The organism is Alistipes onderdonkii (genome assembly GCF_025145285.1).
Lineage (GTDB): Bacteria > Bacteroidota > Bacteroidia > Bacteroidales > Rikenellaceae > Alistipes > Alistipes onderdonkii.
The window spans coordinates 863338-886807 of record NZ_CP102251.1; the positions used below are offsets into that span (position 1 = coordinate 863338).

16 protein-coding genes are annotated in these 23470 nt (G+C 58.2%); 8 read left to right on the top strand and 8 right to left on the bottom strand.

Annotation, left to right across the window (positions count from 1 at the left end; translation table 11 throughout):
* Positions 1-14 precede the first annotated feature (14 nt).
* The 5 genes from NQ559_RS03695 (at position 15) to NQ559_RS03715 (ending at position 7002) form a co-directional block, all read left to right on the top strand.
* The gene (locus tag NQ559_RS03695) at positions 15-1673 is read left to right on the top strand and encodes a RagB/SusD family nutrient uptake outer membrane protein (RefSeq protein WP_083923877.1); all 1659 of its coding nucleotides are present in this window, start codon (positions 15-17) and stop codon (positions 1671-1673) included.
* A gap of 45 nt (positions 1674-1718) precedes the next feature.
* Positions 1719-2876 carry a SusE domain-containing protein gene (locus tag NQ559_RS03700; protein ID WP_018696744.1) on the top strand — a complete coding sequence of 386 codons (1158 nt, stop codon included), beginning with the start codon at positions 1719-1721 and terminating at the stop codon, positions 2874-2876.
* A 164-nt stretch (positions 2877-3040) separates the two neighbouring features.
* Positions 3041-4315 carry a glycoside hydrolase family 76 protein gene (locus NQ559_RS03705; protein ID WP_083923878.1) on the top strand — a complete coding sequence of 425 codons (1275 nt, stop codon included), beginning with the start codon at positions 3041-3043 and terminating at the stop codon, positions 4313-4315.
* Between the two features lie 21 nt (positions 4316-4336).
* Complete coding sequence (locus NQ559_RS03710; RefSeq protein ID WP_018696746.1) at positions 4337-6244, top strand: SusE domain-containing protein; 1908 nt, start codon at positions 4337-4339, stop codon at positions 6242-6244.
* Between the two features lie 128 nt (positions 6245-6372).
* The gene (locus NQ559_RS03715; RefSeq protein ID WP_018696747.1) at positions 6373-7002 is read left to right on the top strand and encodes an HD domain-containing protein; all 630 of its coding nucleotides are present in this window, start codon (positions 6373-6375) and stop codon (positions 7000-7002) included.
* Positions 7003-7155: 153 nt separating this feature from the next.
* Here NQ559_RS03715 and NQ559_RS03720 read toward each other — a convergent pair whose 3' ends face one another.
* The 3 genes from NQ559_RS03720 to NQ559_RS03730 all read right to left on the bottom strand — a co-directional run bounded on the left by NQ559_RS03720 (position 7156) and on the right by NQ559_RS03730 (position 10524).
* Entirely contained in the window at positions 7156-8127 is a 972-nt protein-coding gene (locus NQ559_RS03720) for a dihydroorotate dehydrogenase-like protein (protein ID WP_018696748.1), read from the bottom strand.
* A 71-nt stretch (positions 8128-8198) separates the two neighbouring features.
* A complete protein-coding gene (gene gcvT / locus NQ559_RS03725) occupies positions 8199-9299 on the bottom strand; it encodes a glycine cleavage system aminomethyltransferase GcvT (protein WP_018696749.1) in 1101 nt (366 codons plus the stop codon).
* A gap of 19 nt (positions 9300-9318) precedes the next feature.
* A complete protein-coding gene (locus NQ559_RS03730) occupies positions 9319-10524 on the bottom strand; it encodes a hypothetical protein (RefSeq protein WP_018696750.1) in 1206 nt (401 codons plus the stop codon).
* Positions 10525-10703: 179 nt separating this feature from the next.
* Between NQ559_RS03730 and NQ559_RS03735 the strand changes: the two genes are divergently transcribed.
* The 3 genes from NQ559_RS03735 (at position 10704) to gdhA (ending at position 15869) form a co-directional block, all read left to right on the top strand.
* The gene (locus NQ559_RS03735) at positions 10704-11342 is read left to right on the top strand and encodes a class I SAM-dependent methyltransferase (protein ID WP_026318539.1); all 639 of its coding nucleotides are present in this window, start codon (positions 10704-10706) and stop codon (positions 11340-11342) included.
* 113 nt (positions 11343-11455) lie between these two features.
* Positions 11456-14437 carry a PEP/pyruvate-binding domain-containing protein gene (locus NQ559_RS03740; protein ID WP_018696752.1) on the top strand — a complete coding sequence of 994 codons (2982 nt, stop codon included), beginning with the start codon at positions 11456-11458 and terminating at the stop codon, positions 14435-14437.
* Between the two features lie 94 nt (positions 14438-14531).
* A complete protein-coding gene (gene gdhA / locus NQ559_RS03745) occupies positions 14532-15869 on the top strand; it encodes an NADP-specific glutamate dehydrogenase (RefSeq protein WP_018696753.1) in 1338 nt (445 codons plus the stop codon).
* A 326-nt stretch (positions 15870-16195) separates the two neighbouring features.
* Here gdhA and NQ559_RS03750 read toward each other — a convergent pair whose 3' ends face one another.
* The 5 genes from NQ559_RS03750 to mreC are packed head-to-tail and all read right to left on the bottom strand — an operon-like array spanning position 16196 to position 23409.
* Entirely contained in the window at positions 16196-18769 is a 2574-nt protein-coding gene (locus tag NQ559_RS03750; RefSeq protein WP_018696754.1) for a calcium-translocating P-type ATPase, PMCA-type, read from the bottom strand.
* A gap of 5 nt (positions 18770-18774) precedes the next feature.
* Positions 18775-20220 carry a rod shape-determining protein RodA gene (rodA, locus tag NQ559_RS03755; RefSeq protein WP_018696755.1) on the bottom strand — a complete coding sequence of 482 codons (1446 nt, stop codon included), beginning with the start codon at positions 20218-20220 and terminating at the stop codon, positions 18775-18777.
* A complete protein-coding gene (locus tag NQ559_RS03760) occupies positions 20210-22036 on the bottom strand; it encodes a peptidoglycan D,D-transpeptidase FtsI family protein (RefSeq protein WP_018696756.1) in 1827 nt (608 codons plus the stop codon). The genes rodA and NQ559_RS03760 overlap by 11 nt, the downstream gene beginning before the upstream one ends.
* On the bottom strand, positions 22033-22551 hold the full coding sequence (locus NQ559_RS03765) for a hypothetical protein (protein ID WP_018696757.1): 519 nt from the start codon (positions 22549-22551) through the stop codon (positions 22033-22035). The genes NQ559_RS03760 and NQ559_RS03765 overlap by 4 nt, the downstream gene beginning before the upstream one ends.
* Positions 22552-23409, bottom strand: a complete 858-nt coding sequence (gene mreC / locus NQ559_RS03770; protein ID WP_018696758.1) for a rod shape-determining protein MreC — start codon at positions 23407-23409, stop codon at positions 22552-22554.
* Positions 23410-23470 lie beyond the last annotated feature (61 nt).

A 23470-nucleotide genomic window follows, 5' to 3' on the forward strand; every position in this document is an offset into this window, starting at 1 on the left:
CAATCGGAAAGAATATGAAAATCAAAAATATATTAGCCGTCCTCTCCCTCGGTATGGTCAGCTGCGTAGGCCTTGAGCAATACCCGACGACCTCCTATACCGACGAGACCTTCTGGACGATCGAGGACAATGTCCGCACGGCCCTGTACCTGGGGTACAACCAGTGCTGGCACCAAGACTACTATTTCGCCAATAACCTCCTGTCGGACGACGTGTACGGCAGCCGCCACTCGACGAACGAAACCAGCATCGTAACGGGTATGGCCAATACCTCGAACGGCCGCTTCTCGGACGAATGGGACAAGTGCTACCAGGAACTGCGTACGATCCACACGGCACTCGACGCCCAGGATCGCATGAATATCGACGAGACGTTCAAGACGCGCATGCTTGCAGAACTCCGTCTGATGCGCGCCTTCACCTACCTGCGCCTGGTAACGTGGTTCGGCGACGTGCCGTTCTTCACGACCAACCCGACGCTCCCCGAATCGCGCGTCGTCAAGGTAACGCCCGCCGCCACGATCAAGGAGTTCATCCACTCGGAACTTGCCGAGGTAGCCGAGATCCTGCCGAAAAACACGGATATTCCGGAATCTGAAAACGGACGTTACACGCGCGGCACAGCCGTGGCGCTCAATGCACGTGCATACCTTTACGACAACGATTTCGAGAACTGCGCCATCTGGTGCGACAAGCTGATCAACTCGACGCAGTACGGTACCTACGCCCTCGAATCGGATTATAAAAAACTGTTCCACGACCAGTCGTGCTGCTACGGCCCCGAGTCGATCATGACGATCGAGTTCGCCACGCTCGGCGGCATTGACAACATCGTCAGATCCTGGAACAATTTCAATGCTTTCGTTCCCCAGTCCATCGGCAACAAGGGTGTAACCACCCAGTCGCCGACGCAGGAATTGGTCGATGCCTACCGCAAACTCGACGGCAGCGTCGCCGATGACACGGACTACGAGAAGCGCGACAAGCGTTTCGAAGCCACCATCGCCTTCAACGGCTGCACCGTGGATATTCCCGACGCAAAAGGGCTGGGACTCATCGGCTCCGAAGGCAAAGGCAAAGGCTCCTACACCTGCTATACGAGAGCCGAGGACGAAAAGAAGCAAAATGACAACGAACGTTTCGACTCGTACAACGGCACGCAGGATCGCACGGCTACGGGGTATTACACCCTGAAAAACTACAACGCCGACATGGTCGACAGCAAGGGCAACACCTACAAATCGCTCATGGAGATCCGCTACGCCGACGTATTGCTGATGTATGCCGAATCGATGAACGAGCAGAGCAAAATGACATCCGACATCTGGGACAAGACGATCAAACCGCTGCGCGAACGCGCCGGGTTCGACGCCGCATACTGCTCCTATCCGGGCAGCAGCGACCTGCGCCAGATTATCCGCGACGAGCGCCGCGTAGAGCTGGCCCTCGAAGGCCGCCGTGCATTCGACCTGCGCCGTTGGGCCCTGCTCGACAATCCGTCGCTCAAGAGCACGGGAGCCACATATCTCACGACCCGCGCTACGGGTGCCCCCTTCCTCGACGATGGCAGCAACATCCAGTGCCAGAATGCTTACGGCATGAAATACTGGTTCCCCATTCCGCAGAAGGAGCGTGACATCAACGCCAACCTGCCGCAGAATCCGGGATGGTAACAGCCAAGTTGTAAAGGAGATTAACTAACCAATCAAGAAAAACACATGAAAACCATATTGAAAAATATCATGTTGTTCGCCGCAGGAGCCCTCACCCTCGGGTTTACCGCCTGTGAGGAGGATGGCCAGGATCTGAATTTCAATATTCAGCCCGGCAACGAGCTCTACGCCCCCGCGGCCAACGCATCGGTCAACCTGGATCAGGGTTTGAATACCAGTTTCGAATGGGCCCCCTCCGTTGCCGAAGACGGCGGATACATCACTTACGAAGTGTTGTTCGACAAAGCGGACGGCGATTTCTCGGCACCGCTTGCCATCAAGACCAGCCAGATGACCGGCTCCAAAGCTTCGCTGAGCATCTCGGCCAAAGAGTTGAACGAAGTGGCCGCCCTGGCGGGCATCGAGAATGCCAAGACCGGGCAGATCAAATGGACGGTACGTGCAGGCAAAGGTCTCTTCTCCCAAACCTACACGCAGGCCAATGTGCTCACCGTTTCACGTATCAATCTGGTCGATCCGCTGCCGACGGCCGTCACGCTGAAGGGTGAAGCCGTGGAGGATGCCGCAGGCATCAAGCTGATCCCGGCGTACCTCGACGGCAAAGCAGTCGGTTCCGGTGTATACGAATGCTTCACGAAAATCTCGGAGGGCGAATTCACCGTAGTCGACGAACTGGATCGCTACTACTCGCTCAAGAGCAACGGCCGCATCAAGCATATCGTCGACGGCTCTTCGACTGCCAACACGCTGAAGGCCGGCATCTACTGGATCAAGATCGACTTCAGTGCGATGACCTACACCGCAGTTCAGGTCAGCATGATCGAATACTATGCCGCATCGTGGGCAGACAACTCGATGTCGACCGTCTACAAGACCCTCACCTACAAAGGGAAGGGCGTATGGGAGTTGCTCGACTACGATAACGAAATATCCGTCAACTCTTCCAACGATACGCGCCACCGCTTCAACATGACGACTGCCGACGGCAATAAATGGTTCCTCGGAACGACGTCCTCGCTGGGTTCTTCCTACACGACCGACTATCTGAGAGTATACATCTATACTTACAACGATGGCGACAAGGACTGGAACAAGACCTATAATTTCCTCCTTTCGGATTGCGGCCGTGATTTCGACTGCTACCTATACCTGAACGGAGACAACAAGGCAGGCGGATTCTGGCACGAATACATCTTCAAATAGCAACAAGATACCGGACGGTTCCTCCCTCCGGGGAGGGGCCGCCCGGAACCTTTGCCGCGCAGTCCGGAAGACGGCACGCGCGGAAAGCTATTCGGAGAAATGATTCGGACGCGAATCCGGAAACAAAACAGTATTGAATAAAAATTAAAATCAACCTATAGATTATGAGAAAATCTCTATTCAGATGGACTGTTGCCATGCTGACCCTTTCCGCAGCAGCCGTCTCGGGCGCCTGCTCGGAACAAGAATACGAGGATCTTACCAAGCCGGAAAAAGTAACGGGGAACACCCAGTACGCGCCCTACACGATCGATTGGACTGAGGCGGCGGACTCCTGCTCCACGGCTTTCATCGAGCGCTTCTACTGCAGTGAAAACCGCAATGGCTACGAAGGCGTCTTCTCTTACAGGGAATACAATGCAACCGGCGGGGCCAATTTCAACAACTACTGGCAGCAGGCACACGCCATGGCTGCCATGGTAGAATACTACAACCGTATCAAGGCGACCGATGCCGAGGAGAAAGCCCGTATCGAAGGCTATTTCAAGAAATGGTACGACAAGCGCGGTAACAACTACGAAGGCAACCAGAGCTGGCGCGGTTCGACGGGTTTTGGCAACGATTTCACCGACGACACCTGCTGGATCATCATCGCCTTGCTCCAAATGTACGATGCGACCGGCAATCAGACCTACTATAATGCCGCCAAACAGACCTGGGACGAGTGCGTATGGCCCCGTCACGAGTTGACGCAGTCCGGCTGGCTGCCTTGGAAATGGTCGGATCTGGGGCCCAACGAGTGCACGAACGGCCCTGCAGCCATCGCAGCTGCGACACTGGCACAGTACAGCCGCGCAGCAGGCAACGAAGAGGCTGCCCAGGAATACATCGACCAGGCCTGCACCTGCTTCGATCAGAACATCGACGTGATGGCATCCGACGGCACGCTGGGCTCCACCCCGCTGAGCTACACGCAGGGCACCTGCATGGAAGCCGGCCGTCTGATCTGGAAACTGACCGGCGACACGGGTTACCTGCGCAAGGCGATCCAGGCAGGCCGCGGCCAGATGACCTCGACCCGCATGAACGAAGTTTACAACTATGAAATGGTATCGCGCGACGAGGGGACGGACGAGAACAACTCGATCTTCCACGCCGTGATGTTCCACTGGTTCACGCGCATGATCCTCGACACGGAAGTCGACTCGTTCGACGGCAAAATCCGCAAGGAGCTCTACAATTACCTCTACCGTCATGCCTCCTACTACTGGGCGACGATCGACAAGACGCCGGAAGGTTGGCCCGAGGCTTATTTCGGTGTAAAGTGCTACCAGCCCCGTTCGTCGATGAACGGCGACGTAGGCGGTTCGCTGGGTGCATATACCAGTGCTGCGCAGGCGATCGAATCCATGTGGATGATCAAGGATGTCAAGTTCTAACCCGTCAAAACCAACCGATTTATGAAGAAGATTATCATGATGCTGGTCGCCGGAGCCGCCATGGCATGTGGCCTGGCCGCCTGCAGCGACGACGATACGACGCCTTCGGGCAATATCACCCCCGCGGATCAGCTTTACCTGCCGCGCAATAATGCGACGATCATGCTGGAGACCGGCAACACCACCCACTTCGAATGGGCGGTTTCCAAAGCGAGCAAGAACGGCTATATCACCTACGAACTGCTGTTCGATAAAGTAGACGGGGATTTCAGCCAGCCGCTCTATGTCCTCACCAGCGACAACAACGGGTACGAACCCTCGGCCAAGGTCGCAAGTTCTACTTTAAATACGGTCGCCACACTGGCAGGTGCAGACTTGGGCGAAACCGCCACCGTCAAATGGACGGTACGCGCATGGTGCGGCCTGAACTCAGAGATTTACGGCAGCGAAGCCGGAGTACGCACGGTATCCCTCACCCGCATCAATTCCGTAGACCCGATGCCTTCGGAGATCAAGATTTCCGGAGGAATCACCGAGGGACAGAAGGAGCTCACCCTGTTCGCTGCCAGCGTCATCCACACGGCGAAAGGCAAGTACACGGATCAGCGCGAGGCCGGGGCTTACGAAATCTTTACGAAGCTGACTGCAGGCGAACTGATTATCACCGACGACCTCAACCGCAACTTCAGGCTGGCCGAGAAGAACAGGATGGAACTCATCAAGGACAACGAAGCGACGACTGCCGTAACTGTCGAGCACGACGGCATTTACTGGCTCTACGTGAACTTCTCCAATATGACCTATAAGTTCAAGGAAATCTCGAAAGTCGAGCTCTTCATTTCCAGTCCGGGCAACAAGGCCGAACTCACGTACGAAGGCAACGGCGTATGGGGCATTATGGACTACGCATGGAACGTCAAAGAGGGCGGCAACACAGACTCCCGCCACAAGTTCATCTGTACCTATGCCGACGGCTCGTCCGAGTTCTGGGGACATTTCGAAGACGACTGCCGTGACTCGGAGAAGTCTGAGGCTGAAAAGAATCCGCTGTTCTACAACATTTTCCGCCATACATTCAGCAACCAGTGGGATAACACTTGGAAAGTGAATGAAAAGGAAAGGGAAGGCTACGGAAAGAAAGTTTCGTTCTGGGTTCATATGAACAATACGGATGACGACCTCTTCCTGCTGGAGCGTTCGCTCGGAGTACCCCTCGCAGTCAACATGCAGGGTTCCGCCACCGAGAACCAGGAAGCCATCGCCCTGAACAAAGCCCTGCCCGTTTTGGTTGCGAAGGGAAGTGACGATCTGAATGTCGGCCGTGAAGCGAGCATTTTCGAATGCTTCACGCAATTGTCTTCGGGTGATTTCAGCATTACCGACGACAAAGGCCGCTACTACAAGCTCGACGCAAGCAACATGACCTTCGCCATCGCTGAAAACCCGGCAACGAACACCGTTTCGAAAGCCGGTATCTACTGGGTCGCCCTGGATTTCAACGCCATGACCTACAAGATGCGCGAAATCGAGAAAGTGGAACTCTGGAACAAGCCCTGGTTCGGAAATAAACTCTCCGAAACTGTGGAAATGAGCTACGAAGGCAAGGGCGAGTGGAGTATCTCCGACTACGAATGGTACGTCACAGATGGCTCCAATAAAGATACCCGCTACTATTTCATCTGCACCTATGTCGACGGTTTTAAGGAGCGTTGGGCGTATTACAGCGACGACTGCCGTAACAATAACAATCCGGGCGGAGAACCCCGTTTCTACAACATTTACCGCTTCGACCACTCGAAGCTGGGCGAATGGGATGATTCGTGGAAAACGCTAAACGACTCGGAAGGTTTAGGTAAAAAGGCGACGTTCCATATCTACATGAACAATACGTACGCTGCAGACTACAAGCACACGCGTTCGTTCAAATAACAGCACAAACCGACAAGGATAGCATCCTTATACAGAAAAGAAACGGTCGACAGAAACAGTCGGCCGTTTCTTTTTACAGTTTCTCCCGGTCAAACGAGCTATCCGGATAAATATATTACTTTTGCACCATGGAACCATCCGAAGAACTGAAGGCCTACATCGAGGCCGAGATCATTCCCCGCTACGGGGCGTTCGATGCGGCACACCGCACCGACCACGTACGCACGGTCATTGCGCAGAGCCTCGTGCTTGCCGGGCATTACGAGGTGGATGCCGACATGGTCTACGCGATCGCAGCCTACCACGACACGGGGCTGGCATACGGACGGGAGTCGCACCATATCCGCTCGGGAGAAATCCTGCTCGGGGACTCTTTTATGCGGCAGCGGTTCACAGAGGAACAGATGGCCGTGATGCGCGACGCCATCGAAGACCACCGGGCCTCGTCCGACCACGCCCCGCGCACGATTTACGGACGGATCGTAGCCGAGGCAGACCGCTGCCTCGACCCCGAAACCGTAATCCGCCGCACGATACAATACGGCAGGGCGCACTACCCTGCGCTCAGCCGCGAAGGGCAGTTCGACCGTTGCGTGGAACACCTGCAACGAAAATATGCCGAAGGCGGCTACCTGAGGCTCTGGATACCGGAATCGGACAACGCCCGCAAATTGGCGGAACTGCGTGAGCTGATCCGCAACACGGCACGGCTGCACGAGACCTTCGGGCGGATTTGGGGAGAGGTTTGCCGGGACTGACAACCGGATCGGGGTCAGCCGCACGCACCCCGGGACAACGCCCCGCCCGGAGGTACCCGGCTGCAAAGACAGGATACCGGCCGAGGTAACCCGGAAAAGCGATACCCCGCAGGCCGATGGCCTGCGGGGTATCGCTCCAATAGGCGCCGGCGCCTATTCAGCGTCGTGCGGAAAATATTTCATATACTGCACGCGCTGGTAAACATCGCTTTCGGCATTGCCGTAATTCATCCTGCCGCGGAACTCGCCCAGGGATTCGAAACCGTGGCGCTCAGCCCACTGGTCGATGAACCGGTTGATGTCGGCAATGACCCCGAAGCCCTTCTCATGGATTGCCGAGCAGACCTGCACCGCATTGGCACCGCATAACAGCGCTTTCACGGCAGCCTCGCCGTCGTGCACACCCGTCGATACGGCGACATCGAGTTGCGGGAGGGCCGTAGAGCAAAGCGCCACGCTGCGCAGGACGTTGCGCAATTCCGCAGGTTCGCTGAACGGGTTGCCGTTGACGAACGCCATGCGCTCCACGTCGATATCGGGTTCGAAGAAGCGGTTGAACATCACCACGCCCCGCGCCCCGCGCGCCAGCAGCGAATCGGCGACGGCAAGCACATTGGTCAGGCGCATCGGCAGCTTCACCGACACCGGGATCTTCACGGCAGCCGCCACGCGGCGCACGACATCGGCGTACTCTTGTTCCAACTCCTGCGCCGTACGGTGGCGGTCGGTCGGTTGCAGAAAGATGTTCAGTTCCAGGGCTGCGGCCCCCGCAGCCTCCATGGCCACGGCGTAGTCCGTCCACCCGTCGTCCGCCGCGATGCAGTTGATGCTGGCGATGACGGGTACCCCTGTCGTACGGGCATCGGAGACAAGCTTCAGGAATTCACCCTTATACGCATCGCCGATGTAGCGTTCGAGGTATTCGCCCGAATCGCCCATGCCCTGCGACGAGTAATCCAGCGCGGCGGCATGGCGGATGATCTGCTCCTCGAAGATGGATTTCAAGACGACAGCGCCCGCGCCGTTCGCAACGCACTGTCCGATATTGGCCATAGTCGCCGTATAGGGCGAACTGCTGACCACAACGGGACTCGAAAGGTCGAGTCCGAGGTATTTTGCTTTCATATCACAGAATTACATTAATTTTCAAAACATTCCCGAACCGGGCGGGCCGGAGTGCAAGCCGGCCGGGCAGGTTAAACGAACGGGATCTTCACCACCTCGGCGCGCAGGGGTTTCTCGCGGATAACGACGGCGACCTCCGTGCCCGGTTTGGCATATTCGGGCTTCACGTAGCCCAGGCCGAAGCCGACCTTCAGGCAGGGCGACATCGTACCCGACGTAACATGGCCGATCTGCGTACCGTCCGGCGCTGCGATCGCATAGCCGTGGCGCGGGATTCCGCGGTCGATCATCCGGAACCCGACGAGCTTGCGCGTAACCCCCTCGGCCTTTTGTTTTTCCATCAGCGCCCGGTCGATGAAATCCTTTCCTTCGGCGAATTTGGTGATCCAACCCAGGCCGCCTTCGATGGGCGATGTGGTGTCGTCGATGTCGTTACCGTAGAGGCAGAAGCCCTTTTCCAGACGCAGCGTATCGCGGGCCCCGAGGCCGATGTTCTTCAGCCCGTACTCCCCGCCGGCCTCCCAGAGCGCCTTCCAGAGTTTGTCGCCGTCCTCGTTGGCCACATAGATCTCGCAGCCGCCCGATCCGGTATAACCCGTGATCGAAAGGATGGCATCGCAGCCGGCGACCTTCATCTTTTTAAAGGTATAGTATTCCATATCCTCGACCGGCTCCGCGCACATTTTCTGCACGACCTTCATCGCCAGGGGCCCCTGTACGGCCAGCTGGCAGATCTCGTCCGAAGCGTTGTAAAGCTCCTTGCCGTGGCCGGCTTCCATGCCCAACGCCCGGCCTTGTTCGCAGATGTGGTTCCAGTCCTTTTCGATGTTGGCGGCGTTGACACAGAGCATATAAGTTTCGGCATCGACACGGTAGACGAGGATGTCATCCACGATGCCGCCGTGCCCGTTGGGCATACACGAATACTGCACCTTGCCGTCGAAGAGTTTCGACACGTCGTTGGTGGTGATGCGTTGCAGCAGGTCGAGCGCCTTGGGCCCCTTGACCCAGATTTCGCCCATGTGGCTCACGTCGAATACGCCGGCGCCGTTGCGCACGGCCATGTGCTCGTCGTTGATCCCCGTGAACTCGATCGGCATATTATATCCCGCGAATTCGGCCATCTTGGCCCCCGCGGCAATGTGGTACTTGGTAAATGCTGTGGTTTTCATATAGGTACGGTTTTAGGTTTTACTCGCGGCGTTTCACCCCCAGGCGCGGACAGCGGTGGAACTCCTTCGTCCGGTCGAAGAGGTAACGGTAGGTGGTGTGTATCTTATGGCGCGTGGCGCAGACATAAGTCTCGATCATGCGGTTCATCACGGGGTTGAAATCGCCGATCCATGCCAGCTCGAGCGTCTTGTAACGGCTCTGCTGCCCCATCATGAAATGCCAGTAACGTGCCATGATGGCCGACTCCACGCCCTTGCCGTGGAACTCGGGGGCGATGCCGAAGATGATGCCGAAGATGCGGTCGCAGGATTTACGGACTTTCAGCTCCCACATCAGGCGGAGCTTCTGGATCAGCCCGAATTTGCCGTTGAACTTCCCGATGATGCGGTTCAGGTCGGGCACGGTGATGAAGAACCCGATCGGTTCGTCGTTGAAATAGGCGAAAAAGATGATGTCGGGGTCGATAATCGGCTTCATGGCCTTCATCATCTGCATCGCCTCCTCCTGTGTCATGGGCCTGACACCCGAAAAGAGCGCCCACGCCTTGTTGTAAACCAGCCGGAAATTCTCGGCGGCGTCCTCCAGATTGTTCATGTCAATATTCTCGACATGATACCCCGGCGTAGAGAGGAGCCGTTCGGCGCGGTCGAAAATCCGTTCGCTGGCCTCCGAGACATTGGCACGCCAGATAAAGCTGTGCTGGTTGAAATAGTTTTTGAAGCCGTAATTCTCGAACAACTCCTTATAATATGGAGGGTTGTAGGGATTCTTGTAGAGCGGCTGGAATTCGTAGCCTTCGACCAGCAGTCCCCACCAGTCGCGCCGCTGCCCGAAGTTGATCGGCCCGTCCATCGCCTCCATGCCGCGGCTGGCGAGCCACATGCGCGAAGCATCGAACATCATGTCGGCGACCTGCTGGTCGTCGATCGCCTCGAAGAAGCCGCAGCCGCCCGTGGGCTGTTCCTCGATGGCCGCCTTTTCGCGGTTGTAAAACGCCGCGATACGCCCCACGACCTCGCCGGCCCTGTTGCGCACCACCCACCGGACGGCTTCGCCTTCGGCGAAGAGTTCGTTCCGCGCCGGGTCGAAAACCTCGGTTATGTCCTGATCCAGCGGGCAGACCCAGTTGCGGTTGCCCTTGTAAATCTTCTTGGGTAAATCGAGCCATTCGCGCTCCTGTGCGGAGGTAGTGACTTCCTGAAGGATATATTTGTCCGTATTCATTGCGAATCGTTTTTTTATCAGAACAAAGATAGAAATAAAAAACGAAAATCGCGCAGGCCCTCCCGGAAAGTCGCTGACAGGCAAAAGAAAGCCCCTGTAAATAAACGCCGTTCCGCTTGCGTGCGATGAAAAATATACCTACATTTGTCCGTTATTGCGTATTCAAATCCCACGACACCATGACGGCATCCAGCTACAACGAATTCGGATGGCGCGACGCCCAGCCGATGTTCTACCACAAACTGCTCGGTAAATACATCGAGCGGTTACTGCCTACGGACGGTTCTCCGATTCTGGATGTAGGCTGCGGGAACGGTTATTTCGCCAATTACCTGGCTGAGAAAGGCTATTGCGTCTACGGCATCGACGCCTCCGAACAGGGCATAGCGATCGCCAACCGAATGAGGGGGGGGGGAAATCCGGAGCGGTTTTTCGTCTGTGATGTAACCTCGGGCGAACTCCCGCCCGAACTGCGCGGCATTCCCTTCAAAACAGTGATTTCGATGGAGGTCATCGAACACCTCTACCAACCGCGGGCATTCGTATTGTTCATCCGCAGCATCCTCGAAGCCAGCGGCGGCGGCCAGTTCATCGTCACGACACCCTACCACGGCTACCTGAAAAACCTCACCATCGCGGCGGCCAACAAGATGGATCACCACCTGAGCGCCCTGTGGGAAGGCGGCCACATCAAGTTCTGGTCGCGCCGGACACTCGCCATCCTGCTCAGGGAGGCGGGATACCGCCAACTGGCCTTCACGGGCGCCGGACGCATACCCTACCTCTGGCGCCACATGGTTTTCAGCGCCAGGGTCTGAACCCGGACGCCCCCGGCAACACCCCTCGTCCGCCGGCAATACCTGCCGGCGGAAAGTTTCTTTTTCCCAGTTGGCGATTTTTTCCTATTTTTGTTGAAATAAACGAAGTCGCGATGAACAAGAATCTCGAAGAATACCTGCCGGACGGGAACAAGGCCCAGTACCGGTTCATGAAATACCGAATCCACAAGATCCTGCTGGTCTGCTGCAGCTACGACGGGTATATCCTCGAGGAGGACGGACACATCGAATCGCAGATCAACCAGGAATACCTCGACCTGAACATGTCGAACCCGCCGTCGTTCACGCGCGTGAGCTCCACACGCGAAGCGTTGGAGCTGCTCGGCCGCGACGACTCGTTCGACTTCATCCTGACGATGTACAACGTCGGGGAACTGGACGTATTCTCGTTTGCCAAGATCGTCAAGGAACGCCACGCCCAGATCCCGGTCGCGCTGCTCACCTCCTTCTCGAAGGACATCTACCGCCGTTTGGAGGAGCAAGATCGCTCGGGGCTCGACTACATCTTCGGCTGGCACGGCAATACCGACCTGATCATGGCCATCATCAAGCTGGTCGAGGATAAAATGAACGCCGAGGAGGACATCACCGACGGCGGCGTGCAGGCCATCCTGCTCGTCGAGGACTCGATACGTTTCTACTCGACCTACCTGCCCGAGCTCTACAAGCTGATCCTGCTGCAGAACACCGAATTCCTCAAGGACGCCTTCAACGAGCAACAGCAGATTCTGCGCAAGCGTGCCCGGCCGAAAATCCTGCTGGCCACCAATTACGAGGAGGCCGTGGAACTCTACGACCGTTACAAGAAGAACATCCTGGGCGTGATCTCCGACGTAGGGTTCGTGTTGCACCGCAACGACCCGCCCGAGAGCGAGAAACGCGACGCGGGCATCGACCTCTGCCGCCGCATCAAGGCCGACAACCCGCTGATGCCCGTCCTGCTGCAATCGTCGCAGACCGAGTTCGAGGTACAGGCCCGCCAGCTCGGAGCGGGGTTCATCGCCAAGAATTCCAAAACGCTGCTCACGCAGTTGCACGAATATATCGACAAGGAGTTTGCCTTCGGCGAATTCCTCTTCAAAGACCCCGACACGGGTGCCGTCATCGGCAAGGCCAAAGACCTGGTGCAGATGCAGGAAATGATCGCCACGATCCCCGACAAGGCATTCGAATATCACACGTCGCAAAACCACCTTTCGAAATGGCTCTATTCCCGGGGGCTGTTCCCGCTGGCGGCGGCGATCCGCCGGGGCAACAAGAGCCAGTTCGCTTCGACCCAGGAACATCGCCAGCGCATCGTCAACCTCATCAAGGATTACCGCACGCTGCTCGGCCAGGGCGTAGTGGCGCGTTTCGACCCGGAAACTTACAGCGACGCGGTGGCCTTCGCACGCATCGGCGAGGGCTCGCTCGGCGGCAAGGCCCGCGGGCTGGCCTTCATGAATTCGATGATCCTCAAGCACCGGCTCTACGACAAGCACGCCAACGTGCGCATCATGATCCCCCGCTCGGTGGTCATCGCCACGGATTATTTCGACGACTTCATCCGCCTCAACGGCCTCAAATACATCATTTCGCAGGAGTTCTCGGACGAGGAGATACTCTCGGAATTCGTCAGTTCGACAGTTCCGGCCAAGTTGCAGCAGGAGCTGAAGGCCTACATCCAGACCGTCCGCACGCCGCTGGCCGTACGTTCGTCGTCGAAGTTGGAAGATTCGCACTACCAGCCCTTCGCAGGCATCTATTCCACCTACATGATCCCCTACGTGGACAACGGGGATCAGATGCTCCGACTGCTGCTCAAGGCTGTCAAGAGCGTCTACGCCTCGGTCTATTTCGCCACGTCGAGGGCTTACCTCTCCTCGTCGCAAAACCTGATCTCGGAGGAAAAAATGGCCGTCATCATCCAGGAGGTATGCGGCACCGAGCAGGACGGCCTCTTCTTCCCGACCTTCTCGGGCGTGGCCCGGTCGATCAACTACTACCCCATCGGCGACGAGGCCCCGGCCGACGGCGTCTGCAACATCGCCATGGGGCTGGGCAAACTGGTCGTCGACGGCGGCCGTACGCTGCGCTTCTCGCCCCGCTACCCGCAGAAGGTACTCCAGACCTCGACCCCCGAACTGGCGCTGCGCGACACACAGAACGAAGTGCTGGCACTCAGCCTCAAGCCCGAAGAATTCCGCACGTCGATCGACGACGCGGTGAATCTGCACAGGCTGGACATCGCCCGGATCGCCGGCCTGCGCAACGCGCGGTTCGTCTGCTCGGTATGGGATCGCGAGAACGAACGCATCTCGGACAGCCCGTTCGACCGGGGGCGCAAAGTCATCACGTTCAACAACATACTGAAGTACAACACCTTCCCGCTCGCAGAGATCATCAGCGACATCCTGAGGCTGGGAGCCGAGGAGATGCGTTGCCCCGTAGAGGTCGAATTCGCAGTCAACATGGACGTACAGGCCGGACAGCAACAGATATTCAACCTGCTCCAGATCCGCCCGATCATCGACAACCAGGACAACCGCCCGATCGACTGGAGCAAGGTGGATGTCTCCGACGCGTTGATATACGGCGAGAACGCCCTCGGGATCGGCATGATGGGCGACATCGCGGACATCATCTACATCAAGGGCGACACGTTCGACTCGCTCTCGACCGAAAAGATCGCCGAAGAGCTGCTCGAATTCAACAACCGTATGCAGGATGAAAAACGCTCCTACATCCTCGTCGGCCCCGGCCGCTGGGGCTCTTCCGACCCGTTCCTGGGCGTCCCCGTGAAATGGAACCACATCTCGGAGGCAAAGGTGATCGTCGAATGCGGCATCGAGAAGTTCGAGGTGGAACCGTCGCAGGGCACGCATTTTTTCCAGAACGTCACCTCGCTGGGCGTGGGTTACCTGACGATCAACCCCTTCCGCGGCGACGGTATTTTCCGCGAAGGGGAACTCGACGGCCGCCGCGCGGTCTACGAAGGGACGTTCCTGCGGCAGGTGCGCTTCGAAAAACCCCTGTGGGTCTGCATCGACGGGCGCTCGAACAAGGGTATCGTCAAGGAAGAGGGCGATAAATAATAATTCCGCGGAAAAATTCGCCCCGAAGTTACAATTTATAAGAAATAATATTATATTTGTAATAAAGAAACAACCTTTTAAAACTTCAGGCAATATGGACGTAAACAAATTGATGGCGGAACTTGAGCGCAAGCACCCCGGCGAAAGCGAATACCTGCAAGCCGTGCGCGAAGTTCTCATGACGGTAGAGGAGGCTTACAACCAGCATCCGGAATTCGAGGCCAACCGCATTGCAGAACGCATCGTGGAGCCTGACCGTATCTTCACCTTCAAGGTGGTCTGGGTCGATGACAAGGGCGATGTCCAGGTCAACATCGGATACCGTATCCAGTTCAATAACGCAATAGGCCCCTACAAGGGCGGCCTGCGTTTCCACCCCTCGGTGAATCCCTCGATCCTGAAATTCCTCGGTTTCGAACAGATTTTCAAGAATGCGCTGACGACGCTGCCCATGGGCGGTGCGAAAGGCGGCTCGGATTTCAACCCCAAGGGCAAATCCGACCGTGAGGTGATGCGTTTCTGCCAGGCCTTCATGGTCGAGCTGTGGCGCCATATCGGGCCCCAGACCGACGTCCCGGCGGGCGACATCGGCGTGGGCGGCCGCGAAATCGGATACCTCTACGGCATGTACCGTAAACTGGCACGCGAGAACACGGGCGTACTGACCGGCAAGGGCATGACCTACGGCGGTTCGCTGATCCGTCCCGAGGCCACGGGGTTCGGTGCCGTTTATTTCCTGCGCCAGATGCTCGAAAAAGCCGGCATGGACATCAAGGGCCAGACCATCGCCATCTCGGGCTTCGGCAACGTGGCCTGGGGCGCGGCGACGAAGGCTACGGAGCTGGGCGCCAAGGTGGTGACGATTTCGGGCCCCGACGGCTACATCTACGATCCCACAGGCCTCGACGCCGAAAAGATCGCCTATATGCTCGAACTGCGCGCATCGAACAACGACGTCGTGGAACCCTACGCCAAGAAATTCCCCGGATCCCAGTTCTTTGCGGGCAAGAAGCCGTGGGAAGTCAAGGTCGACATCGCCATGCCGTGCGCCACGCAGAACGAGCTCGACGGCGAGGATGCCCGCAAACTGCTGGCCAACGGCGTGAAGGTCGTGGCCGAAGTTTCGAACATGGGCTGCCGCCCCGAGGCGATCGACGCTTTCATCGAAGCCAGGATTCCCTATGGCCCGGGCAAGGCCGTGAATGCCGGCGGCGTCGCCACGTCGGGCCTGGAAATGACGCAGAACGCACAGAAACTCAACTGGACGGCCGAGGAGGTCGATGCCAAGCTGCACCAGATCATGTCGTCCATCCACCACGCATGCCTCGAATACGGCACGGAGAAGGACGGTTACATCAACTACATGAAGGGCGCCAATATCGCCGGTTTCATGAAGGTTGCCAAGTCGATGGTCGAACAGGGCGTCCTGTAAATTAATTTTCTATAATAGAGACCGAAAATGATTCTCATTTTCGGTCTCTTCATTTTTCGCCATTACTTTACGTTCCTGCACCCAAATATTCCGCGCCACGGTTTTCACAGATAAGCCGGTTTTCGGCACATGGTCGTATGTGTGCAATCCTGACAGATCACAGGATAGATATACGTTTTTTCCGCGAAACACAAAAATATCCAAAACAAAAAAGCGAATCTTCTGTTGAAGGAGATTCGCTTCTATTTTTCGAGGTTTGAGTACTCAGAACATAGTGCTTACGGCCCTGTCAGCCTCAGTTGCGGCAAGAGCGGCAGAGCATCCGTTTAACGCCTGCGGCCTATGGCCCGGACGATCTCGCCGCCGATTGCAATCAGCGACGTACTGCCGATGATGACTGCCCACTCCCGCCATGCCAGCGGTTCGGTTCGGAAAACCTCGCCGCCGAATTCGACGATGAGCACCTGCCCCACGGCGATGGCCAACAGGATCAGGAAGAATTCACGGCACCCGCGCAGGCAGGAAAAGACCGAATGGCGTGTTTCGAAACCCTTGGCGTTGAACATATTCCAGAATTGCAGGAATACGAACGTCGAGAAGAAGACCGTCAGCTGGCGCACGGTCAGCCCGCCGGTCGTGATCGTCCACCAGAACAGCATGCCCAGCAATACCGCGACCATGATAATGCCGCACGTGAAAAGCGTGCGCGCCATGGCGCGCGTAATGATGAATTCATTGCGCGGACGGGGTTTTTCGAGCATCACCTCGGGGTTCGGCGGCAGCGAGGCCATGGCCATCGCGGCGAAGGTATCCATGATGATGTTCACCCACAGGATCTGCACCACCGTAAGCGGCATGTCCGTACCGAACACCGCGCCGACGAAGCAGATCAGGATCGCCGCGAAGTTGATCGTGAGCTGGAACAGTACGAAACGCTGGATATTGCGGTATAGCGAGCGTCCCCACATCACAGCCGTGGCGATCGAAGCGAACGAGTCGTCGAGCAGCGTGATGTCACTGGCATCCTTGGCCACCGACGTCCCGGAACCCATCGAAAGCCCGACATTGGCGAAATTCAGCGCCGGGGCGTCGTTCGTACCGTCGCCCGTGACGGCCACCACCTCGCCGCACTGTTGCAACAGGCGCACGAGCCGCTGTTTGTCGAGCGGCCGGGCACGCGACATGATCTTCAGTTCCTGTACGCGGCCGAGCAGCTCCTCGTCGCTCATCGCGGCGAATTCCGTACCGGTCATGTGGTTGCGGTCGGTATCCCGGGCGTCGTTCCACAGGCCGATCTGGCGGGCGATCTCACGCGCCGTAGCCGGGGTGTCGCCCGTGACGATCTTGACGTCGATCCCCGCCTTCAGGCAACGCCCGACGGCTTCGGGGACATCCTCGCGCACGGGGTCGGAAATAGCCGCCACACCCGCAAAATGAAGCTGCGCCGCGGCGACAGCCCGCTGGCAATCGTCCTCGGCCGTCTCGGCCCATGCCACGGCCAGCGTACGCATCGCCCGCCCCTGGAACCCGAGCAGCTGTTCCGCCACCTGCTCGTCTTTCCCGTCCGGCGCACACATCGCACGCACGATTTCGGGCGCACCCTTCACGCAAACGATCCGGCGGCCCGAAATACCGCTCTGAATAATCGTCGCCATATACTTGCGCTCGGTGGAGAAGGTCAGCCGGTCGACGATCTTCGCGCCCGCACGCAGAGGTTCGTAGTCCTCGCCCTGCGCGTGCAGCCATTCGAGCAGCGCCCCTTCGGTCGGATTGCCGATCACGGCACCCGAAACATCGAGGAAGGCCGTCGAATTGGCGGCTACGATCTCGGCGAAATCGTGCATCGGCAGCGCGTCGTAGCGCACCAACTCCTGCACGTGCATCCGGTTCTGGGTCAGCGTACCGGTCTTGTCGGTACAAATCACCGTCACCGCCCCCATCGTTTCGCAGGCATGCATGCGCCGCACGAGGTTATTGGTCTTGAGCATCCGCCGCATGGACATGGCCAGCGATAGCGTGATGCTCATGGGTAACCCTTCGGGAACGGCCATCACGATGATCGCCACCGAAACCATGAAGATGTGCAGCACGTGCTGCGAGATGGCGAGCCAGTCGCCTTCGAGCAACCCGTTGATGAAGATCGCCTTGCCGAGCATGACGCAGAAAATAGCGATGGAAAGCACGATGCCTGCACGGCCGATCAGTTTCGAAAGACGTGTCAGCTGGCGGTTGAGCGGCGTCTGCTCTTCGCTTTGGACGGTCGCCTGTTCGGTAACGCGCCCGGCTTCGGTCGCATCGCCCACGGCCGTCGAGACCATCACGCCGTAACCGTCGGCGACCGTAGTGCCGCGCAGCACGACGTTCGACGGATAGGTGGCATCGGGGTCGAAGTGCGCCTCGTCCACCGTTTTGTCAACTTCCAGTTCGCCCGTGAGCGTGGATTCGTTGATCCTCAGCGACACGGCCTCGACCAACTCGCCGTCGACAGGCACCGTCTCGCCGCTCTCGATGTAAACCACATCCCCGACCACGACGTCGCGGCGCGGGACTTCGTGCATCGCACCGTCGCGCATCACCTTGACCGGAATATCGTCGTTGACCTGGTTCAGCCGCCGGAAACGCCGCATGGCATCCCACTCGAACCAGAAACCGACGCAAGTGGCTAAAATAATCGCACAGATAATACCAATGGACTCGGTGAAATCCTTATGCACGAAACCGATGGCGAGCGAGAGCACCGCAGCCAGCAGAAGGATGCGGATGATCGGGTCGCGGAACTTATCGGCCAGCAGTTTCCATACCGAATCGTCCTTCGGCGGCGTAATGACATTGTCGCCGTGCTGCCGTCTGCTCTCGGCGACCTCGTTCGGAGACAAACCCCGGGGATTGTAACGGATCATGTGTGTCAGAATTTATTATTCAGGGAGAATTGCCGCGTCGACGCATCGAGCCGTACGGCAATGAACAACAGTATTGTAAAGGCAATGAGCGACGAGCCGCCATAGCTCATGAACGGCAGCGGGATCCCCATGACAGGCATCAGCCCGATGGTCATCCCCACGTTCACCAGCACATGGAACAGCAGGATGGCCGCCACGCAATAGCAGTAAATGCGGCCGAAAGGTTCCTGCTGCCGCTCGCCCATGCGCATCAGGCGCAGGATCAGCAGGCACAGCAGCGCCAGCACGACCATCGTCCCCACAAAGCCCCACTCTTCGCCCACGGTACAGAAGATGAAGTCGGTATGCCGCTCGGGCACGAACCCGTACTTGATCTGCGTACCCTGCAGAAAGCCCTTTCCCAGAAAGCCGCCGGAGCCGATGGCGATCTTCGACTGGTTGACGTTGTAGTCCGTCCCCAGCGGGTCGCTGATGATGCCCAGGAAGCTCAGGATACGGTCTTGCTGGTGGGGTTTGAGGATCGAATTGAAAATATAGTTGGTCGTAGGCAGGAAAACCACCGTGCAGAGGAACAGCCCGACCGTAATGAAGATATTGTTCAGATTGGTGCGGTAGGCATAAACCACCACCCAGACCAGCGACAGCAGCGTCACGGTCAAGAGGCAGGCATGCAGATCCATGAAGCCCGGCGCGACAAGCCCCATCGCCATGCAGAGCAGGATGCTCCCCAGGGCCAGTGCGGCAAGGTAAACGAGGCATTGGCGCCAGTGGCCGTTCATCATCGCCTGCGAAAGGGTGCAGACCAGAATGATCGACACGAGCATCGTCATGGGCGAAAGCAGGAACGAGAAGATGAACAGCGCGGCGATCAGCAGCACCGGAATGCAGAGCCACTTGTTGAGCCCTTCGCGGTAGAGCACGAAGAGGAACGACCCGAGCACGATGCCCGAACCGGTATCGTTCTGCAGGATGATGATAAACAGCGGGACGCAGATCACCATCCCGACCTTGAACAGGTCGCCCGGCCGGTTGATCGAGAACGAATAGGCGCTCATCACGCGGGCGAGCGCCAATGCCGTGGCGATCTTCACGAACTCGACCGGCTGCATGCGGAACGACCCGAACTCGAACCACGCCTTGGCCCCGTTGACCTCGCGGCCGAACAGCAATGCACCGACCAACAGCGCAAGGCCCGCGAAATAGGCCGGGTAGGCGAACATATGGTAAAACCGATCGTCGAGCAACAGCACAACGACCGCCGTAGTCCATGCCACGCCGATCCACATCAGCTGTTTCATGTAGAAGTGCGAAAAGGAGAAGACATCGGCCATACCCTCGTCGTACGAGGCCGAAGTGATCGACACCCACCCCGCCATCACGATCAGGACATACAGCAGGACTGTCCAGAGGTCGACACCGTAGAAGATACTGTTATGGCGGTTAGCGGTCATACGCAGGGTAATTTATGGTCATGTTCCTGACATAATCCAGCAATGCCGGGCGGCGGATCGTATCCGTCAGGTAATACTCTTCCAGCAGGCTGGCGATGGGCAGCGCCGCCGAGGCGCCGAACCCGCCGTTCTCGACATAGACCGAAATGGCGATCTTCGGGTTGTCCTTCGGTGCGAACGACAGGAAGGTCGAGTGGTCGCGCCCGCGGGGGTTCTCGGCCGTACCGGTCTTACCGCAGACATCGAGCCCTTCGAGCCGGGCCAGCATCGACGTGCCGCCGACGTTGACGCCCCGCCACATGCCCTCGACGATCGGCTCGAAATGCTTGGGGTCGACCTTCGTATAATGGCGCTCGTAGAAACGGCGGTCGAGCGAATCCCGCCCCTCGACCTTCTTGACGATATGCGGGATGTAGTAATAACCGCGGTTGGCGACGATGGCCGCGAGGTTGGCTAGCTGCAAGGGCGTGCAGCCCAGCGCATCCTGCCCGATGGCGAGCGAAATGACCGTCAGCGAATTCCACGACCCGCGGTACTGGCGGTCGTACCAGCCCCGGTCGGGGACATACCCGTCGCGCTCGTCGAGGAAGTCGGAACCCAGCTTGCGGCCGAAACCGAAGCTCTCGACATACTCTTTCCAGGCATCGTACCCTTCCTTGACGTTCCCGTATTTGGGATTGTCCAGGATATCGCGGAATACATAGCAAAAATAGGCATTGCAAGAAGTCGCCACGGCAAAACGCAGGTCGAGCGGCGAAGCGTGCGAATGGCACTTCATACGCCGTCGCCCCGCCTGGTACCCCTCGTGGCAGACATGCAGATCCGTAGGCCGGAGCACCCCTTCCTGCAAACCGATCAGGCCCTGCACCAGCTTGAAGGTCGAACCCGGCGGGTATTTGGCCCTCACGGCACGGTTATACAAGGGCTGGCGTTTGTTGCCCAGCATCTTCATGTAGTTGTTACCGCGCTCGCGCCCCACCAGTTCGTCGGGATCGTACGTCGGCGAGGAAACCATCATCAGGATCTCCCCCGTCGAAGGTTCGATCGCCACGGCCGCCCCGACCTTGCCGCGCATGAGTTCTTCGCCCAGCAGTTGCAGGCGGGCGTCGATGGTGCTGACGATATATTTGCCAGGCTCGGGCAGCGAATCGTAAACGCCGTTCATGTAGGAGCCCTTGATGGCCCCGTGGGTGTCGATCTCCTGGATTTTCACCCCCTTCGTTCCCCTCAGCAACGGTTCGTAGGCCGACTCCACGCCGCCCATGCCCACGTAATCGCCGATCTTATATTCGGGATTCCGCTTGAGGTAATCGGCATTCACCTCGCTCACATACCCCAGCAGGTTACCGCCGATTTTACGCGGATAACGGCGGACGGTGCGGTAAACCGTATAGAAACCGCGGAAATTGCACTCGTCGAAACGGAGTTTGTCCTCTTTCGAAATGTAGTTGGTCACGACGCGGGGCGCACGGGGGCGCATCCGGGCATTGGCCAGCTCTTTTTCGAGTTTCCCGCGCGAAAGCCCCAGCACGTCGCACATGCGCAGCGTATCGAACCCATGCTTGTCGATCTCGCTGTAAATCACCATCAGGTCATAGCACTCGCGGCTCTGCACCAGATATTCGCCGTTGCGGTCGAACACCTCGCCGCGCGGCGGGTACTGCACCACATGGCGCAGCACATTGGCCTTGGCCAGTTCATTGTATTTCGAATCGACAAGCTGGATATAGGCCAGGCGGCCGGCGATCAGCAGGAAGATGAAAAGCACCACCCCCTGCAAGGTACGCATCCGCACGAAACCCTCGGAACTTTTCATATGCGGACGGGGAGTTTGGCGGTGAAGATGCGGGCGATGACCCAGATGAAGGCCACCGACACAGCACCGCTCGCCACGGTACGCACTATCGTGCGCACGATATGCGCCCACGAAAGTGCTTCCAGCGAGAAAAATACGGCATGGTGCACCAGCACCAGCACGATAAGGTAATTCAGGAAGACCCGGTTCCCGAGCCGTCCGGTACTGGGGATGCCTCCCTCCCGGATATCGTCACGGGGGTACAGCAGCCCGAGCAGCGTCGGGCGGGCAAAGGCGATGAGCAGCGTGGCGATGGTGTTCACACCGGCAGCCCCCATGGCCAAGTCCATCGTAACGCCCGTGGCCAGCCCCGACAACAGCAGCACGATAGGCGGCGTGTCGAGCGGCAACAGCGCGATGAAAGCCACGTAGACGAGCGGATTGAGGTAAATGCTGATGGACAGGTTGTCGAAAAGGAAGACCTGCAAGAGCACCACAACGGCGAAGAGTGCGAGATATGGGAGCGTCCTGTGCATCTATCTGTTCTGTCGGGTATGTTGTTCTACTTTCTCACTGTTCTGCAATTCGCGCACCTCCGTGAGGTCGCGGTTCTCGACGAGGATCACGTCCGTCAGGCGCGTCATCTCGGCCGCCAGCCGCACGTGCACCCTGTAAGCCGTACGGGTCTCGTTCAGATGGGCGCTCTCGACCCAGCCGATCAGCACGTCGGCCGGGAAATACTGCGAAAACCCGGTCGTCACGACCTCCTGCCCGGGTTGCGGGTCGGCATACTTGGACAACTCGTCCAGTACCACCGTATGCTGGTCGCCCCCGTCCCAGTAGATCGAGCCGAAATAATCGGAGCCGGCGAGCTTGCCGCTGGCCCGGAACGAGGTGTTGAGTACCGACATCGCCACGGCATAGCGCTCCGTGCAGTCGACGACATACCCCGCCATGGCCCCGTCGGACGACAGCACGGCCATCTCTTCGGCGACCCCGTCGCGGCGGCCGCGGTTGAGCACGATCAGGTTCTGTGCCCGGTTGACCGTATTGGATGTCACCGAGGCGGTCATGATGCGGTATTTCGAAACCCCGATATCCTGCATGTAGCCGTCGAGCCGGGCCGCGGTCTCGGCCTCTTCGTACAGTGCCAGCCGTTCCTTCATCCGGGCGACATGCGCCAGCAGCTCGCGGTTCTCGCGCCCGAGCGAAAAGTAGTGCCGGACACCCGCGAACAACCCGTGGACGCCCCCGATCACCTGGTTGGAACGTGCCAGCAACCGTGCCTGGGTGTAGTAGGTCGAGTGGGCGTAATAGCTGATGGCTATCGCCTCGAGCACCACGAACAGCACCACGACATAGACGCTTCGGATAAACTCTAAGAGCTTGCGCAAGGTTTCTCGTTAATTTGAGATTGCGGACACTGGGCCCGCAATCCGTTATGTGACTACACAC

What these genes read in the sequence shown, in the direction of transcription:
- NQ559_RS03730 (WP_018696750.1), bottom strand. Translation starts at nt 10,524, where the DNA reads ATGAATACGGACAAATATATCCTTCAGGAAGTCACTACCTCCGCACAG.
- NQ559_RS03740 (WP_018696752.1), top strand. Translation starts at nt 11,456, where the DNA reads ATGAACAAGAATCTCGAAGAATACCTGCCGGACGGGAACAAGGCCCAG.
- NQ559_RS03765 (WP_018696757.1), bottom strand. Translation starts at nt 22,551, where the DNA reads ATGCACAGGACGCTCCCATATCTCGCACTCTTCGCCGTTGTGGTGCTC.
- NQ559_RS03710 (WP_018696746.1), top strand. Translation starts at nt 4,337, where the DNA reads ATGAAGAAGATTATCATGATGCTGGTCGCCGGAGCCGCCATGGCATGT.
- NQ559_RS03750 (WP_018696754.1), bottom strand. Translation starts at nt 18,769, where the DNA reads ATGATCCGTTACAATCCCCGGGGTTTGTCTCCGAACGAGGTCGCCGAG.
- NQ559_RS03695 (WP_083923877.1), top strand. Translation starts at nt 15, where the DNA reads ATGAAAATCAAAAATATATTAGCCGTCCTCTCCCTCGGTATGGTCAGC.
- gdhA (WP_018696753.1), top strand. Translation starts at nt 14,532, where the DNA reads ATGGACGTAAACAAATTGATGGCGGAACTTGAGCGCAAGCACCCCGGC.
- NQ559_RS03735 (WP_026318539.1), top strand. Translation starts at nt 10,704, where the DNA reads ATGACGGCATCCAGCTACAACGAATTCGGATGGCGCGACGCCCAGCCG.
- NQ559_RS03720 (WP_018696748.1), bottom strand. Translation starts at nt 8,127, where the DNA reads ATGAAAGCAAAATACCTCGGACTCGACCTTTCGAGTCCCGTTGTGGTC.
- gcvT (WP_018696749.1), bottom strand. Translation starts at nt 9,299, where the DNA reads ATGAAAACCACAGCATTTACCAAGTACCACATTGCCGCGGGGGCCAAG.
- rodA (WP_018696755.1), bottom strand. Translation starts at nt 20,220, where the DNA reads ATGACCGCTAACCGCCATAACAGTATCTTCTACGGTGTCGACCTCTGG.
- NQ559_RS03700 (WP_018696744.1), top strand. Translation starts at nt 1,719, where the DNA reads ATGAAAACCATATTGAAAAATATCATGTTGTTCGCCGCAGGAGCCCTC.
- NQ559_RS03705 (WP_083923878.1), top strand. Translation starts at nt 3,041, where the DNA reads ATGAGAAAATCTCTATTCAGATGGACTGTTGCCATGCTGACCCTTTCC.
- NQ559_RS03715 (WP_018696747.1), top strand. Translation starts at nt 6,373, where the DNA reads ATGGAACCATCCGAAGAACTGAAGGCCTACATCGAGGCCGAGATCATT.
- NQ559_RS03760 (WP_018696756.1), bottom strand. Translation starts at nt 22,036, where the DNA reads ATGAAAAGTTCCGAGGGTTTCGTGCGGATGCGTACCTTGCAGGGGGTG.